The 13,998-nt window shown below is 65.2% G+C and carries 17 protein-coding genes; 14 read left to right on the top strand and 3 right to left on the bottom strand.

The genetic code is table 11. The features are described 5' to 3' along the window. Nucleotides 1-20: 20 nt before the first annotated feature. From purS to N0D28_RS06900, 8 genes are all read left to right on the top strand, one after another. On the top strand, nt 21-284 hold the full coding sequence (gene purS, locus N0D28_RS06935) for a phosphoribosylformylglycinamidine synthase subunit PurS (protein WP_260561638.1): 264 nt from the start codon (nt 21-23) through the stop codon (nt 282-284). Beyond that, on the top strand, nt 281-667 hold the full coding sequence (locus N0D28_RS06930) for a cupin domain-containing protein (RefSeq protein WP_260561637.1): 387 nt from the start codon (nt 281-283) through the stop codon (nt 665-667). Before purS ends, N0D28_RS06930 begins: the two co-directional genes overlap by 4 nt. Then, nucleotides 664-1,332, top strand: coding sequence for a phosphoribosylformylglycinamidine synthase subunit PurQ (gene purQ, locus N0D28_RS06925; protein ID WP_260561636.1), 669 nt, complete (start codon nt 664-666; stop codon nt 1,330-1,332). The genes N0D28_RS06930 and purQ overlap by 4 nt, the downstream gene beginning before the upstream one ends. Continuing rightward, nucleotides 1,329-1,796, top strand: a complete 468-nt coding sequence (locus tag N0D28_RS06920; protein WP_260561635.1) for a DinB family protein — start codon at nt 1,329-1,331, stop codon at nt 1,794-1,796. Before purQ ends, N0D28_RS06920 begins: the two co-directional genes overlap by 4 nt. 430 nt (nt 1,797-2,226) lie before the next feature. Further along, nucleotides 2,227-4,470 carry a phosphoribosylformylglycinamidine synthase subunit PurL gene (gene purL, locus N0D28_RS06915; protein ID WP_260561634.1) on the top strand — a complete coding sequence of 748 codons (2,244 nt, stop codon included), beginning with the start codon at nt 2,227-2,229 and terminating at the stop codon, nt 4,468-4,470. Nucleotides 4,471-4,542: 72 nt separating this feature from the next. Then, nucleotides 4,543-5,982 carry an amidophosphoribosyltransferase gene (purF, locus tag N0D28_RS06910; RefSeq protein WP_260561633.1) on the top strand — a complete coding sequence of 480 codons (1,440 nt, stop codon included), beginning with the start codon at nt 4,543-4,545 and terminating at the stop codon, nt 5,980-5,982. A 119-nt stretch (nt 5,983-6,101) separates the two neighbouring features. Next, nucleotides 6,102-6,770, top strand: a complete 669-nt coding sequence (locus tag N0D28_RS06905; RefSeq protein WP_260561632.1) for a haloacid dehalogenase type II — start codon at nt 6,102-6,104, stop codon at nt 6,768-6,770. Continuing rightward, complete coding sequence (locus N0D28_RS06900) at nt 6,767-6,973, top strand: YwbE family protein (RefSeq protein WP_260561631.1); 207 nt, start codon at nt 6,767-6,769, stop codon at nt 6,971-6,973. The genes N0D28_RS06905 and N0D28_RS06900 overlap by 4 nt, the downstream gene beginning before the upstream one ends. Here N0D28_RS06900 and N0D28_RS06895 read toward each other — a convergent pair. Beyond that, on the bottom strand, nt 6,970-7,200 hold the full coding sequence (locus N0D28_RS06895; RefSeq protein WP_260561630.1) for a hypothetical protein: 231 nt from the start codon (nt 7,198-7,200) through the stop codon (nt 6,970-6,972). The genes N0D28_RS06900 and N0D28_RS06895 overlap by 4 nt on opposite strands. A 117-nt stretch (nt 7,201-7,317) precedes the next feature. Between N0D28_RS06895 and N0D28_RS06890 the strand changes: the two genes are divergently transcribed. From N0D28_RS06890 to N0D28_RS06870, 5 genes are all read left to right on the top strand, one after another. Then, nucleotides 7,318-7,611 (top strand): addiction module toxin RelE, encoded by a 294-nt coding sequence (locus N0D28_RS06890; RefSeq protein WP_260561629.1) that lies wholly within the window; start codon nt 7,318-7,320, stop codon nt 7,609-7,611. A gap of 49 nt (nt 7,612-7,660) precedes the next feature. Next, the gene (locus N0D28_RS06885) at nt 7,661-8,650 is read left to right on the top strand and encodes a type I phosphomannose isomerase catalytic subunit (RefSeq protein WP_260561628.1); all 990 of its coding nucleotides are present in this window, start codon (nt 7,661-7,663) and stop codon (nt 8,648-8,650) included. A gap of 7 nt (nt 8,651-8,657) precedes the next feature. After that, a complete protein-coding gene (gene zapE / locus N0D28_RS06880) occupies nt 8,658-9,686 on the top strand; it encodes a cell division protein ZapE (RefSeq protein WP_260561627.1) in 1,029 nt (342 codons plus the stop codon). Nucleotides 9,687-9,902: 216 nt separating this feature from the next. After that, nucleotides 9,903-10,103: a hypothetical protein gene (locus tag N0D28_RS06875; protein WP_260561626.1), complete on the top strand. Its 201-nt coding sequence runs from the start codon at nt 9,903-9,905 to the stop codon at nt 10,101-10,103. A gap of 102 nt (nt 10,104-10,205) precedes the next feature. Continuing rightward, a complete protein-coding gene (locus N0D28_RS06870) occupies nt 10,206-10,514 on the top strand; it encodes a hypothetical protein (RefSeq protein WP_260561625.1) in 309 nt (102 codons plus the stop codon). 122 nt (nt 10,515-10,636) lie between these two features. Here the strand turns inward: N0D28_RS06870 and N0D28_RS06865 are convergent, their stop codons facing one another. Beyond that, nucleotides 10,637-11,827 carry a BMP family lipoprotein gene (locus N0D28_RS06865; RefSeq protein ID WP_260561624.1) on the bottom strand — a complete coding sequence of 397 codons (1,191 nt, stop codon included), beginning with the start codon at nt 11,825-11,827 and terminating at the stop codon, nt 10,637-10,639. A gap of 95 nt (nt 11,828-11,922) precedes the next feature. Beyond that, nucleotides 11,923-13,362, bottom strand: coding sequence for a MocR-like pyridoxine biosynthesis transcription factor PdxR (gene pdxR, locus N0D28_RS06860; protein ID WP_260561623.1), 1,440 nt, complete (start codon nt 13,360-13,362; stop codon nt 11,923-11,925). 73 nt (nt 13,363-13,435) lie between these two features. Between pdxR and N0D28_RS06855 the strand changes: the two genes are divergently transcribed. After that, a complete protein-coding gene (locus N0D28_RS06855; RefSeq protein WP_260561622.1) occupies nt 13,436-13,978 on the top strand; it encodes a hypothetical protein in 543 nt (180 codons plus the stop codon). The last annotated feature ends 20 nt before the right edge of the window (nt 13,979-13,998 follow it).

Genomic DNA, 13,998 nt, shown 5'->3' with positions numbered 1-13,998 from the left:
TCAACTCCAAAGGAATTCCCATGCCCAACTATCAGGCCAGAGTCTTCGTTACCCTCAAGCCCAGCATCCTCGATCCGCAGGGGCGCACCGTCGAGCGCTCGCTGTCACACCTGGGCCAGCCGGTGAGCGGCGTGCGGGTGGGCAAATACATCGAGCTGCAACTGGAAGGCGAGCATACTGAAGTGGAAAGCCGTCTGAAGGATATCGCCGAGAACGTGCTGAGCAATCCGGTGATGGAAAATGTGCGCTGGGAGCTGGAAGAGCGAACATTGGAGCCAGCGTGAGCACGCCCGCCGCGACACTCCCCCAGACGGTCAATCTGCACGAGAAGTTTGGCCTGTTCAGTGAACACTGGCAGCCCAAAGTGGTGGCCGACCTCAACGGCCAGCAGGTCAAAATTGCCCGTATCAGCGGCGAGTTCGAGTGGCACGCCCACGAGCAGGAGGACGAACTGTTCATGGTGATCAAAGGCGTGCTGCAACTGAAATTCAGAGACGGCGAGCGAATCGTTGGCGAGGGCGAGCTGATCGTCGTACCGCGCGGCGTGGAGCATCTGCCCGTCGCCCAGACGGAAGAAACCTGGATCATGATGTTCGAACCCGCCAGCACACTGAACACCGGCAATGTCGTGAGTGGGCGCACCGTCAAGGAGTTGCAGCACCTATGAACGTCGCCGTGATTCAGTTTCCCGGCTCCAACTGCGACGCCGACGCGCTGCACGCCGCCCAGATGAATCTCGACCCTTCTGCCCACTTCGTGTGGCACACCGAAGACGGCCTCCCCGCTGGCACCGATCTGGTGATTTTACCCGGCGGCTTTTCCTACGGCGACCATCTCCGCAGCGGCGCAGTGGCGGCCCGCAGCCCGATCATGGGGGCCATCAAGGCGCACGCCGAACGCGGCGGTTATGTGCTGGGTATCTGCAACGGCTTTCAGGTGCTGACCGAGGCAGGACTGCTACCGGGCGCACTGGGCCGCAACCGCGAGGTGCATTTTCTGTGCAAGCCGGTGCATCTGCGGGTGGAGAACAACCAGACCGCGTTCACCTCCGCGTATGCGCCAGACCAGACCCTTGAAATCCCCATCGCGCACGGCGAGGGCAATTATTACGCCGACACCGCGACGATTGCGCGGCTGGAGGACGAGGGCCGGATCGTCTTCCGGTATCTGGACAACCCCAACGGCAGCATCAACGACATCGCCGGAATCGTCAGCGAGCGCGGCAACGTGCTGGGGATGATGCCGCACCCTGAGCGGGCAATGGAAGCCTTGCTGGGCAGCGAGGACGGTCAGAAGCTGTTTCAGAGCCTCAAAGCGGTACTGGTAAAATGACTGCCCTCCAGACTTTTCTGGCCGATCAGTACGAAATAGAACTCACCGCTTTTCGCGCCGCGCTGGAAAGCGTCCCCACCGAAGCGTTCAGTATCGCCCGCCTGGGCCACAGCTCCGCCTGGCACGCCCTGCACATTGCCGACTGGCTGCGGCTGACCGTGCTGCAAGACAGAACGCCCACTTACAACTATTTAGGCTGGGAAGATCAGGCCTGGGCGCAGAATCTCAGCGGCGTTCCACCCACCGAGGAAAATGCCGACCAGAACGCAGTTCTGGCTCAGCTGGACAGCGTGGGCGCTGAAGCAGTGGCCTATTTGCGCTCGGCCAGCGACGCCGATATGGACGGCATGGCCTTTTCGCCCAGCGCCCCAAGCGGCGAGCGCCCCCGCCTCGCTGCCCTGGGTATGCACCTGCGGCACATCGCTTATCACCGGGGGCAGGTGCAGTTGGGAAAGAAGGCTTGAGGGACGAAGGGGCGCTTTCACCTCGCCCCAGCCATCGCCCTGCGTTAAGTTATGCCTATCAATTTCATGAGCTTTGACAAACAGCTACAAGAAGCAGTGTGGAATTTGACGCCGGAGTCAGTAAAGCTTTGATCTTCTTAAGATCGGGTTTCATTATTTTGGGGTTCTTATAGATATCTGGATCACTTTTTCAACCGCCCCTGATTTTGACAGCAGGAATGGGAAATTATACGGATGCGAGAACTTACTGTTCACAGAAGAAAACGAATTTTCTTCAGGAAAACGTCTCAGAATTTTTCGACATCTTCGCGAATGAGGCATACGAGCGTTGCATATCAAACGCAGTCGTTGATACTCCTCAACTCCTTCTACAGTTATTCGTCATTATCCTGAGCGTATCTGCACTACGTTGGATAACGAGGTTCCTCAAATGACCCAGACCCACGCCTCCAACCCTTCCCTCCGAACCCGCGCCGCCACCTTCGGCCTCTCCGACAGCGAATACGACCTGCTCGTTTCCCAACTGGAGCGCCACCCCAACGCCCTGGAAGCCGCCATCGTCGGCGCGATGTGGAGCGAGCACTGCGGCTACAAGAACTCGCGGCCCCTCTTCAAGGCCTTTCCGACTGAAGGTCCACAAGTCCTGCAAGGCCCCGGCGAGAACGCGGGTGTGGTCGACATCGGCGAGGGCTGGGGTGTGGCCTTCAAGATGGAGTCGCACAACCACCCCTCGGCGGTGGAACCGGTGCAGGGTGCGGCGACGGGCGTGGGCGGCATCCTGCGCGACATTTTCGCAATGGGGGCGCGGCCCTTCGCAGTGCTGGACTCGCTGCGGTTCGGCGACCCCGACTCGCCCCGCACCAAGTTTCTGGTCAACGGCGTGGTGGAGGGCATCAGTCACTACGGCAACGCGATTGGCGTGCCCACCGTGGGCGGCGAGGTCACCTTTCACCCCAGCTACCAGGAAAATCCGCTGGTCAACGTGATGGCGCTGGGCCTGCTGAGACACGAGGATCTGGCGAAGGGCACGATGGGCGAGGTCGGTAACCAGATCATCTACGTCGGCTCCAAGACCGGGCGCGACGGATTGGGCGGCGCGGTATTCGCCTCCGCCGACCTCTCCGACGCCTCGCAGGCCGACAGACCTGCCGTGCAGGTGGGCGATCCCTTCATGGAAAAGCTGCTGCTGGAAGCGACCCTGGAAGCCATTGAAGCGGGCGTGGTGGCGGGCGTGCAGGACATGGGCGCGGCGGGACTGGTCAGTTCTACTTGTGAGATGGCGTACCGGGCCGGGCTGGGCATCACCATGAACCTCGACGACGTGCCCACGCGTGAAACCGGAATGGTGCCGATGGAGCTGTGCCTCAGCGAGTCGCAGGAGCGCATGATTCTGGTACCGGTGCCGGGCCGCGAGCAGGAACTCTACGACCTGCTGGAAAAATGGGAACTGGACGTGGTGAACATCGGCCAGGTGGAGGAGCACCACAACTACCGCCTGACCTGGAAAGGCGAGATGGTATGCGACCTGCCGGTGGCCCTGCTCAACGAAGCGCCCAAGTACACCCGCGAGGGCGTGGAGTCACCGGAGATCATTGCCGCCCGTCAGCGTGACCTGACAGGTATTCCGGTGCCAGACGACTTGAACGAGGTGCTGCTGCGGCTGCTCTCTCACCCGACCATTGCCAGCAAACGCCCGATCTTTGAACGCTATGACCAGCAGGTGATGACCAACACCGTGGTGCTACCCGGAGCCGCCGACGCCGCCGTAATGCGCGTCAAAGGCTCATCGATGGGTGTGGCCGCCACCTCAGATTGCAACCCGCGTTTCGTGCAGCTCGATCCGTACACCGGGGCCGCCGCCGGCGTGGCCGAGGCCGCCCGCAACCTGGCCTGCGTGGGCGCGACGCCGCTGGCGATCACCGACAACCTGAATTTTGGCAACCCGCACCGGCCCGAGGTGTATTACCAGATGCAGCAGGCCGTTCAGGGCATCGGGGACGCCTGCCGGGCGCTGAATACCCCGGTGACGGGCGGCAACGTCAGTCTGTACAACCAGTATGTGGAAGAGGGCCGCACGGTGGCGATTCATCCCACTCCGACCATCGGCATGGTGGGCGTGCTGCCGGACATCACCAAGCGGGCCACCCTGGGCCTCAAGGGCGAGGGGCAGGTGCTGTATCTACTGGGCGAACTGGGAGACTCCATCGGCGCTTCGCAGTATCTGGAAACGGTGCATGGCCTGGAAGCTGGACAGGTGCCGCCACTGGACTTGAAGCTGGAACAAAAAGTGATTGACGGTGTGCTGGCCCTCATCCGCGCCGGGCTGACCGACACCGCGCACGACTGCGCCGAGGGTGGGCTGGCCGTCACACTCTCGGAGATGGCGATAGCAGGAGACGTGGGTTTGAAGGTTGAACTGAAGACCCACGCCCGCGCCGACGCCGTGCTGTTCGGTGAGGCCCACAGCCGCGTCGTGGTGGCCATCTCAGACCCCGCCGACACCGACACCGCCGAGAGCCTTCTGAACGGGTTGGAGGTTCCCTTTGTGCGGCTGGGCAGGGCGGGCGGGGCGGGCGTCACCATTGCCCTGCCCCGGCAGAATGTAGAGTTGAGCGTGAACCTCGCGGAGCTGAGAGCAGCATACGACGAACCTTTGAAGAGCGTGCTGGGGTGAGCGCAGTTGAGGGGGCCACCAGGCAAACTCGCACAGCAGCAAGATGGACTGACCGCTCCAAAGGACAACCCAATGACCTTCACTGACCTTCCCCCCTACGACGGCGATGACAAACCCCATGACGAATGCGGCGTCTTCGGCATGTACTCGCCGCAGCCGCTTGATCTGGCCTGGCTGACCTACCTGGGCATCTTCGCCCTCCAGCACCGGGGCCAGGAAGCGGCAGGCATAGCGGTCAGCGACGGCGACAAGTTCCACGTGGAAAAGGACCTGGGGCTGGTGACGCAGGTGTTCGACGAGCGGCGGCTCGACTCGGTGCGGCTCGCCAATGCCAGGGTCAGCATCGGGCACGTGCGCTACTCGACCACCGGCTCAAATCTGCGCTTCAACGCCCAGCCGCTGACCACCCGCACCAACAAGGGCATTCTGGGTCTGGCCCACAACGGCAACTTCGTGAACGCCCGTGAGGTCCGCAACCAGATGCTGATGGAAGGGGCGCTGTTTGCCACCACCAACGACTCTGAAGTGATGCTCAACCTGATTGCCCGCGAGAGCCACATGGACCTGGTGGAAGCCACTGCCGGAGCCATGCAGCAGCTTCGGGGCGGCTACGCCTGCGTGCTGATGAGCCGCACTGCCCTGATCGGGTTCCGCGACCCCAATGGCGTACGCCCGCTGGTCATCGGGCAGCGCGACGGGCCAGACGGGGCCTACGTGATCGCCTCGGAGCCGTGCGCCCTGTTCGCGGTGGGCGCGCGGCTGCTGCGCGACGTGCTGCCCGGCGAACTCGTCTGGGTGGACCACGACGGCCTGCACAGCTTGATGGTCAATCCCAGCAGGCCGACGCCCTGCTCGTTCGAGTGGATCTACTTTGCCCGCAGCGACAGCCGCCTGGACAATGTGGACACCCACGAAAGCCGCATCCGTATGGGCGAGCAACTGGCCCGCGAGTTTCCGGTCAGCGCCGACATCGTGGTGCCAGTACCGGACTCGGGCATGGGTGCGGCCATCGGCTACGCCCGCGAGAGCGGCATCCCCTTCGACTACGGCCTCTACAAGAATCCCTTCGCGGGCCGCACCTTCCTCGCGCCCACCCAGGAAGCCCGCGACCTCAAGGTCAAGATGAAGCTCTCGCCCACCAGCGCGGTGCGCGGCAAGCGGGTGGTGCTGATTGACGACAGCATCGTGCGCGGCACCACCAGCCGCCAGATCGTCAATTTGCTGCGTGAGGCAGGAGCCACCGAGGTTCACTTCCGCGTGTCCAGCCCACCGATCAAGCACCCCTGCTTCTACGGCATCGACACCGCCGCCCGCAAGGAACTCGTCGCCAGCACCCACAGCATCGAGCAGATCCGCGAACTCATCGGCGCGGACAGTCTGAAGTTCATCTCCGAACGCGGGCTGCGGGAAGCGGTCAGCGGGCCGGGGCTGTGTCTGGCCTGCTTTAACGGCGAGTACCCGGCGGGTACGCCGCTGCTGGGCGACGTGGACAAGCTGGCGCTTGAAGTCTGAACCCGACGCGCCCACAACCCGCTCCAGCCTGCACGGTGGAGCGGGTTTCGTTGTCTGGACCAAGTCCGGTTTACGTCCGCCTCACTCCGATTCGGCGGCGCGGCGGCTAAGCTGCGGCCATGTCCACGCCCACGGTGTTCCTCGATGTCAACGAAACGCTGCTCGACTTGTCGGCGCTCGATCCGCTGTTTGGCAACGCCTTCGGGGAAGTCGCGGCGCGCAAGCAGTGGTTTCAGCTGTTACTACAACTGGCCCTGACGCACACCGTGACCGGCGATTACCGCGACTTCTCGGCGCTGGGCAAGGCCGCCCTGAGTGCGCTGGGGCAGGGGCGTCAGCAGCCGGTTCCGGACGGGCTGGCCGACGAGGTGGCCCGCACCATGAAGTCGCTGCCGCCTCATCCCGATACCCGTGAAGGGCTGCAACTGCTCAAAGACGGCGGCGCAAAGCCCTATGCCCTGACCAACAACAAGCTCGATGTGCTGGAAGCCCAGCTGGACAATGCCGGGCTGCGCGACCTGCTGCACGGCGCGCTCTCGGTGGACGCGGCCTGCACACTCAAGCCGCGGCGGGCCGCCTACGAGTACGGCCTGCGCGAAGCAGGCGCAGAAGCGGCCCAGAGCTGGCTCATCGCCGCGCACGGCTGGGACGTTACCGGGGCGAAGGCGGCGGGGCTGAAGACGGCCTTCGTGGAACGGACAGGACAGGCGCAGAATCCGCTGGCGAGGGCGGACGTGTCGGGCAGTTTGAGTCAAGTGGTGAAGTCCATTCTGGATGTGTCAGCATGACGCCTCCCCCACCCCGCTCCCAAGTCCGCCCCGGCCTCACTGTGGACGTCATCCAGAAACACCATCAGGCCAGCGGCCAGCTCACTCGCGGCGTGGTGTCGGCGCTGCTGACCAGCTCGGCCACCCACCCGCACGGCATCAAAGTGCGCCTCACTTCGGGCGTGGTGGGCCGGGTGCAAGCCCTCGTGACGCCGGAGAACTAGGCCCGCCGACTCCTCACCATCATGGCCCCGCCCGCTCCGGCCAGCAGACCACCGATGGTGCCCAGGCCAAAGGTCAGCATCACGCCCGGCGACGGGTTGGTGGTGACGTTCGTTCGCAGCGCCGAGGCGATGGCGTCGAGCTTGTTGATGGTAATCACGTTGCCGAACAGCAGCGCCAGCGCCACCACGATCAGCACCACGCCGACGATCCCCACAATACGGGCCATAAGATTCATACCTCATGATAAGCCGCTCAGCCTTTAAGGAGGCGTTCTTTCACCTCAGCAGCGCGGCCCGGTTTTAAGGTGAGCGCAGGTTTAAAGTGATCACAGGGAGGAACAAGGATGCCCGACGCCTGGAGCGGTAAAGACGAACGCCAGTACCAGCATGTCAAGGCCAGTGAGCGCCGCAGCGGCAAAAGCGAAGTCGAGGCCGAGGAGATCGCCGCCCGTACCGTCAACAAGCACCGCCGCGAGGAAGGCCGAACGCCGAATACACGCACCCAGGGTACTGGTAACCCCAGTACGGCGCTCCCCAGATTGAGCCGCGACGAACTTTACAACCGCGCCAGAGAAGCGGGCGTGAAGGGCCGCAGCAAGATGAGCAAGACTGAGCTGGTGGCAGCGCTAAAAGGCTGACTTCGGCTTCCCGCGTTCATAGCCGCGCCCGCTTCGCTATCCTGTATCCATGACCACCCCCGCGCCCCTGCCCCCTTTTCTCTACAAGCTCCGGCCCCAGTACCACGCCCGCGTCTGGGGCGGCCAGCGGCTCAAGTCGGTGCCGCAAGGAGAAACACCCATCGGCGAAGCTTGGGTGGTGTTCGAGGGCAATGCGGTGGAAGGCGGCCCCAGGGACGGGCAGACGGTAAAGAAAGTGCTGGCCGACTTGGGCGACATCTTTCTGGGCGAGGGCACCTCACGGCGCTTCGGCGGGCGCTTTCCGCTGCTGATCAAGCTGCTCGACTGCAAGGAGTGGCTCAGCGTGCAGGTGCACCCCAACGACGAGCAGGCCCGCGAACTGGTGGGCGAGAATGAGTTCGGCAAGACCGAGGCCTGGAACTTCATCGAGACCGACCCCGGCGCGAAGATTCTGGTCGGCGTCAAGTCTGGCACCACCCCGGAAGCGCTGGCGCAGGCCATCCGGGCGGGCCAGGTGCTGGACATGGCCGACGAGCAGGCGGTCAAAGCGGGCGACACCGTGTTCATCGCTGCCGGAACGCTACACGCACTGGGGCCGGGTACCTTTCTCTACGAGGTGCAGCAGACCAGCGACACCACCTACCGGGTCTACGACTGGGACCGTCCCGCCAGCGCCGGGCGCAAACTGCACATCGAGGAGTCGGTCAGGGTGACGCGGGCCGACCTGAGCGCCGAAATCGTGCCGCTGCCTCCCCTGGGCGCGGCGGAGGCGGCAACGGTGGCCGAGTGCCCATATTTCCGGCTGGACGTGGCCGAGATCGAGGCGGGCGAGCGCCTGGAGGGCCACACGCGCGGCCTGAGCCTGCACGCCCTGACGCTGCTGCGCGGCCAGTTGGATGTCAGGACGGCCGCCGGGGTGCTCACCCTGAGTCCGCTGGACACGGTAGTGGTGTCGGCACACACCGGTCCCTACCTGCTGGAGGCAATCGGCAAAGATGTGCGGCTGCTGCGCTCCAGTCTGCCGCCCGAGCAGCCCTGAGCCGCCCGTGATTGACCTCACCGCCCGCCGCCCCAGCCTGACCCCGGCGCAGCTCACCGAGGGCCTGACCCCCAGCGCCCGCTTCGCCGGGGTCAGCTTCGAGAACTACCAGCCCAATCCCGCCTTTCCCTCGCAGACTCAGGCCAGAGACGCGCTGGAAGCGTTGGCGCAGCAGGCCGGGCGTAGCGGGCGCAGCGGCAGCTTCCGGCTGTTCAAGCGTCCGCCGCCCGAGGGCCAGGGTATTTACCTCGACGGCGGTTTCGGGGTCGGCAAGACGCACCTGCTGGCCAGCACCTATCACGCTGCCGTCAGCCGGGCACGACCTGCCAGAACAGCGCTGATGAGCTTTCAGGACCTGATGTACGTCATCGGGGCGCTGGGCATGGTGCGGGCAGTAGAGACTTTCAAGGACCACGACCTGCTGCTGATTGACGAGTTCGAACTCGACGACCCCGGCAATACCCACATGGCCAATACCTTTCTGGGCCAGCTGATGCCCGGTGGCACCTGGGTGGTCACCACCAGCAACACCGAGCCGGGCGCGCTGGGCCAGGGCCGCTTCAATGCCCGCGACTTCGAGCGCCAGATCAAGGGCATCGCCAGCCGCTTCCGCAACCTCCAGCTCGACGGCCCGGATTACCGCCAGCGCGGAGCCGTGCCCGCCCAGATCATGAGCGAGGCCGAGTTCGGTACCTGGCAGCAGCGCCAGAACCCGGTGACCCTGGCCCTGCTCCCCCACCGCGACCTCAACCGCCTGCTGCTGGAGGTGCACCCCTCGCGCTTCGCCCGGCTGCTCTCGGGGGTCGGGGCGCTGGGCGTGTCAGGCCTCACCCCCATGCGCGATCAGAACGTGGCGCTGCGCTTCGTGCATTTCATCGACAAGCTCTACGACCTGGGCCTGGGCGCGGCCTTCAGCGGCATCAGCCTCGGCCAGTTGTTTGACGAAAGCTACAAGCACGGCGCATACGCCAAGAAATACAGCCGCGCTCTGTCGAGACTTTCCGAAATGCTGGCGGAAGCGCGCATTGTTGAGTGATGCAAGGCGGCATGTCACCGTTTTCACCACTCTCTAAAAGTCTGACCCACCGGGTTGTACTTTCAGCTCATGATCCAAGAGTAAAGGAGGCTTCTTCGTTCTCTTGCCAGAACGGCATGGTCGTGGCCTAGACTGCCCAGACCACAAAGGAATGCTCGCTGTCAGGCCACCGGGTCGGACTGCGGTAGCGTTGCCTATCTCTACAAAGGAGCCTCCATGAATGAAACTCAGCCGATTGACTGCGTGTGGGTTCCAGGCACCAACGACCGGGTCCGCTTGAAGCTGGCCGGGCATGTGCTGGAATACCGACTGTCGCTCATCACCAAGATTTTTGGTGCCCGCCTTCTCGACGATCTTTACCTGCGCGGACGCACCACTTTGCTGTCCTCGCCTCAGCAGCGCGCCCTGCTGGCCTGAGCCTGAGACGAATTTCGACAGAATTTGGGGGAACACTCGCAAACGCCTGTGTTTCCCCATTCAGCTGGCAAGCGCTGGAGCGCCGCCGCTACACTGAGCGGCATGACCCCGGCCATCACCTTCCACGCGCCCGGCCTGATACCTTACACGGGCGGCTGCGTCACTGAACCGGCCTTTTTCGCCCTGGATTATCTGGTCAATTACCGAAGCGATATGACCCTGGGCGACCAACCGCTCAGCGGGGTCCGGGTGCTCGACACGCTCAAGGCCGTGCTGGCCGACCCTGCGGCTTACCAGCTCACACGCGCCGACGCCGAGACCGCCCGTGAGCATTTTCTGGTTCAGGCCGGGCAAGCGCTGACGGCGGAGGGCGGGCAGGTGGCCTGGCTGGAAAAAGAGTTTGATGGTTGAGAGGGGCTGACCGCTGAGACGGCCTCGACAGAGAACAGTGGCGGCAGCGACAAAGGAGCGAGGTGAAGACCGGCCCTGAATCACCACCTCGCCTCACCCTGACCTGATCTATCTCTGACCGCTTATTTCACCGGCACCTTGATCGAACGGTAGACGATCAGATGCTGCACCTTATCGAGCAGGGTTTTGAGGTCCGGGCTGATCAGCGCGCGGTTGTAGGTGTCGAGCGCGTAGCCGACGCCGCCGTTGCTCAGACCATAACTCTGATCGCCAGTGCGCCAGTTCTGCTGCCGCGTCATGTCCTGAATAAGGCTGTACACCACGTTGTCCACCCGCTTGACCATGCTGGTCAGGCCATGGTTGAGGGTGGCGGGGTTCTTGTCGTCGTCGCCCAGGTAATTCTGATTGCTGTCCACGCCGATGAAGAAGGTCGGGCGGCTGTCGCCCGCGCAGCGCTTCTGGTAAGCGTCACTCTTAGGCAGCGCCGCGAACAGATCAGACTTGAAGGTAACGCCCTGAGGCAAAGCGACGGCCTTCAGGCACTGTGCGGCGTTGACCTGCGCCACCACGCCCGCGCCACTGCCGCCCGCCGCCGCAAAGATGATGTCCGCGCCGCGCTTTTGCATCGAGGCAGCCAGCTTGCCCGCCGTGGCCGTGTCGTTCCAGGCCGCCGGGGTGGTGCCGATATAGGCCGAGAAGACCTGACAGCTCGGGCAGACGAATTTCACACCCGCCTTGAAGCCTGCCTCGAACTTGTGAATCACGGGTACGTCCTGCCCGCCGACGAAGCCCACCCGCCCGGTGCTGCTGGTCTTGCCCGCGATGTAGCCGACCAGAAACGAGCCTTCCTGCTCGCGGAAGCGCAGCCCGACAGTGTTGTCGCCGGTAGGCAGATCGTCCACCACCGCGAACTTGGCCCCGCTGTGGTTGCGGGCGGCCTCCTCGACGCTGTCCTTGTTGGCAAAGCCGATGCCGATCACCAGATCCGCGCCGCCCTGGGCCAGCGGTTCGGCCCCGCGCGTGGCGACACCCTGGGCATCTTCCGTGGGCGTGAACAGACTCAGCTTCACGCCGAAGTCCTTGGCGGCACGCTGCGCGCCTTCCCAGGCAGCCTGATTGAAGGAGCGGTCATTTTTGCCGCCGGTATCAAAGGCGATGCCGACCTTGAGCGGCACGGCTTTGGTGGAACCGGTCTGAACAGCAACAATTTTGGTAGGCGCAGCCTGGGCGGGCGCAACCTGGGCAGCGCAGGCGGTAGAGAGGGCGAGCAGCACAGCAGCGGTAGCAACGGTCCAGCGGTGAACGAGAGCCATACCCGCATCTTGTCCAAGGCGCTGTCACGCCGTTCTGACGCACCAATCAGGCCCAGAATTGTGAGGTCGGAAGTGTGAAGATGGGCGGCGGCGACTCAGCGCAGCGCCCCTGCCAGGCGCTCGACGCCTTCCCGGATGGCAGGCGGCGTCAGGTGGGCAAAGGCCAGCAGCAGCGCGGCCTCGCCGGCGCGCAGACGCAGCTCACCGGCCACACTCAGGCCCACGCCCGCCTGGGCGGCACGGCGCTGCACCTCCAGTTCGCTCAGGCCAGGCGGCAGCGGCAGATACAGGTGCGTCCCAGCGGGCACCGGGCGCGGCGACCAGCCCGGCAGCGCGCTTTGCAGGGCCGAGAGCAGCGTGTCGTGGCGGCTTCTGAGTTCGCTGCGGGCGCGGCGCAGGTGCTTGGCATAGCCGCCACCCGACAGAAATTCGGCCAGCGCCAGCGCGTCGAGGGTCGGCGGGGTGCGCTGGGTCACGGGGCGGGTGCGGGTCAGCAGTTCGGTGACGTGAACCGGGGCCACCAGATAGCCGCTCCGGAGGGCGGGCGCGAGGCTCTGGCTGAAGGTGCCGAGCAGCATGACCCGTTCGGGGGCCTGGCCTTGCAGCGCGGCAGGCGGGCGGGCTGCGTAGTGCAGATCGGCGGCGTAGTCGTCCTCGATCAGCCACGCGCCGCTGCGCCGCGACCAGTCGAGGAGGGCCGATCGCCGCGCCGCCGAGAGCGTGACCCCGGTGGGAAACTGGGGACCGGGCGTCAGGTAGGCCAGCACCGCTCGGGGCGGCAAACCGTTAGGCAACACGCCCTGGGCGTCCACCGCCAGCGGCCACAGACTCGCGCCGGTGGCCTGGAACGCCGCCCGCGCGCCGGGGTAGCCGGGGTCTTCGAGCGCCGCCACCCGGCCCGCTTCCAGCAGCAGCCGCGAGAGGGCGTCGAGGGCTTCCTGCGCGCCGCCGGTCAGCAGCAACATGTCGGGCGTGAGGCGTGCGCCGCGCTCCCGGCGCAGCCACTCGCACAGCGCCAGGCGGGTCACCAGCGGGCCGCGCGGATCAGGCGGGCTGCTGGCGGCGTCGTAGGCGTGCTTGGCCAGCGCCTGCGCCCACTGCGCCGAGGGAAACAAACCGCTGGGCGACTGACCCAGCCGGAAATCGGTCCACTCGGCCTGACTCCCCTGCTCCGAGCGCCCGGTCCAGACGGCGACGCCGGGCGGGCGGCCCTGGGATTCCAGCGCCCGGCGTGCCCAGGCACTGAGCGCCAGCGGCGGACTCGCCAGCGCTTCAGGCGCGCTCGGCTGCGGCGGCAATTCGGCCACCATCGTGCCGCTGCGCGCCCGGACGTCAAGGTAGCCCTCGGCCTGAAGCTGCTCCAGCACTCCGGTCACGGTATTGCGGGCGACCCCCCAGTGGCGGGCCAGTTCACGGCTGCCGGGCAACTTCTCGCCGGGAGCCAGCAGGCCCATCTGAATGCCTTCCCGCAGGGCGCGGGTCACGCGGGCATGCTGGGATTCGTTGGGCAAGGCAGGCAGCAGCGGCAGCACCATTTAAGTCTAGCGGTGCGGCCAGACTTCGCGCCGGGTCACGGTTGCCCGCCCGCCTGCGGCCTAGACTTTCGGCGTGCCTTCCGCTCCTCCCCCGCCCAGTCCGGTCAGCGAACTGCTGCTCGAATACCAGCATTACGTCGTGGCCTACCGGCTGCGGCGCACCCTCGGCGGCGCACTGATGCCCGGCAGCCCTCAACTGACGCTGGGCGAGTACGGCCTGGCCCGCAATCAGCGTCAGGCACTGGCCCGCCAGATGATCTCGCGGGCCTGTGCACCGGGCACCCTCCGCCGCCTGGACGCCATGACCGAGACCTTGCTGTTCGGCTTCTGGCACAATCCAGCGCAGGTGGCCGACTTCATTCGCGCCGCCATCCGCCAGGGCGGGCACCCGGCGCTGGAGCAGCCCGATCTGTTCGCCGAACTGCTCAGCTCCTCCGAACGCATCCGGCTGGGGCAGGCCGGGGTCAGCCGGGTCGTGCGGCACTATTACGCCTGCCTCGCGCTGGCCGCGCTCTACACCAATCCGCACGGCATGGACGAGGCCTGGGCCAGAATCGAGGCTGAGACAGTGCCCCTGTTCGTGGACGAACTCTCGGCGGCCCAGGAGCGGCGCTGAGCGATCTGACGGGCTTCCTG

Origin of the sequence: Deinococcus rubellus, assembly GCF_025244745.1 — a bacterium.
Lineage (GTDB): Bacteria > Deinococcota > Deinococci > Deinococcales > Deinococcaceae > Deinococcus > Deinococcus rubellus.
Note: the sequence above shows the minus strand (reverse complement) of the source record. Positions and strands in the feature narration are given on the sequence as shown.

Excerpts from the sequence above, each read along its gene's own strand:
- purQ (WP_260561636.1), top strand. The coding sequence starts at position 664 with ATGAACGTCGCCGTGATTCAGTTTCCCGGCTCCAACTGCGACGCCGAC.
- N0D28_RS06865 (WP_260561624.1), bottom strand. The coding sequence starts at position 11,827 with ATGGCTCTCGTTCACCGCTGGACCGTTGCTACCGCTGCTGTGCTGCTC.
- purS (WP_260561638.1), top strand. The coding sequence starts at position 21 with ATGCCCAACTATCAGGCCAGAGTCTTCGTTACCCTCAAGCCCAGCATC.
- N0D28_RS06900 (WP_260561631.1), top strand. The coding sequence starts at position 6,767 with ATGACGCCTCCCCCACCCCGCTCCCAAGTCCGCCCCGGCCTCACTGTG.
- N0D28_RS06875 (WP_260561626.1), top strand. The coding sequence starts at position 9,903 with ATGAATGAAACTCAGCCGATTGACTGCGTGTGGGTTCCAGGCACCAAC.
- purL (WP_260561634.1), top strand. The coding sequence starts at position 2,227 with ATGACCCAGACCCACGCCTCCAACCCTTCCCTCCGAACCCGCGCCGCC.
- N0D28_RS06885 (WP_260561628.1), top strand. The coding sequence starts at position 7,661 with ATGACCACCCCCGCGCCCCTGCCCCCTTTTCTCTACAAGCTCCGGCCC.
- N0D28_RS06890 (WP_260561629.1), top strand. The coding sequence starts at position 7,318 with ATGCCCGACGCCTGGAGCGGTAAAGACGAACGCCAGTACCAGCATGTC.
- N0D28_RS06895 (WP_260561630.1), bottom strand. The coding sequence starts at position 7,200 with ATGGCCCGTATTGTGGGGATCGTCGGCGTGGTGCTGATCGTGGTGGCG.
- N0D28_RS06870 (WP_260561625.1), top strand. The coding sequence starts at position 10,206 with ATGACCCCGGCCATCACCTTCCACGCGCCCGGCCTGATACCTTACACG.
- N0D28_RS06920 (WP_260561635.1), top strand. The coding sequence starts at position 1,329 with ATGACTGCCCTCCAGACTTTTCTGGCCGATCAGTACGAAATAGAACTC.
- purF (WP_260561633.1), top strand. The coding sequence starts at position 4,543 with ATGACCTTCACTGACCTTCCCCCCTACGACGGCGATGACAAACCCCAT.
- N0D28_RS06905 (WP_260561632.1), top strand. The coding sequence starts at position 6,102 with ATGTCCACGCCCACGGTGTTCCTCGATGTCAACGAAACGCTGCTCGAC.
- pdxR (WP_260561623.1), bottom strand. The coding sequence starts at position 13,362 with ATGGTGCTGCCGCTGCTGCCTGCCTTGCCCAACGAATCCCAGCATGCC.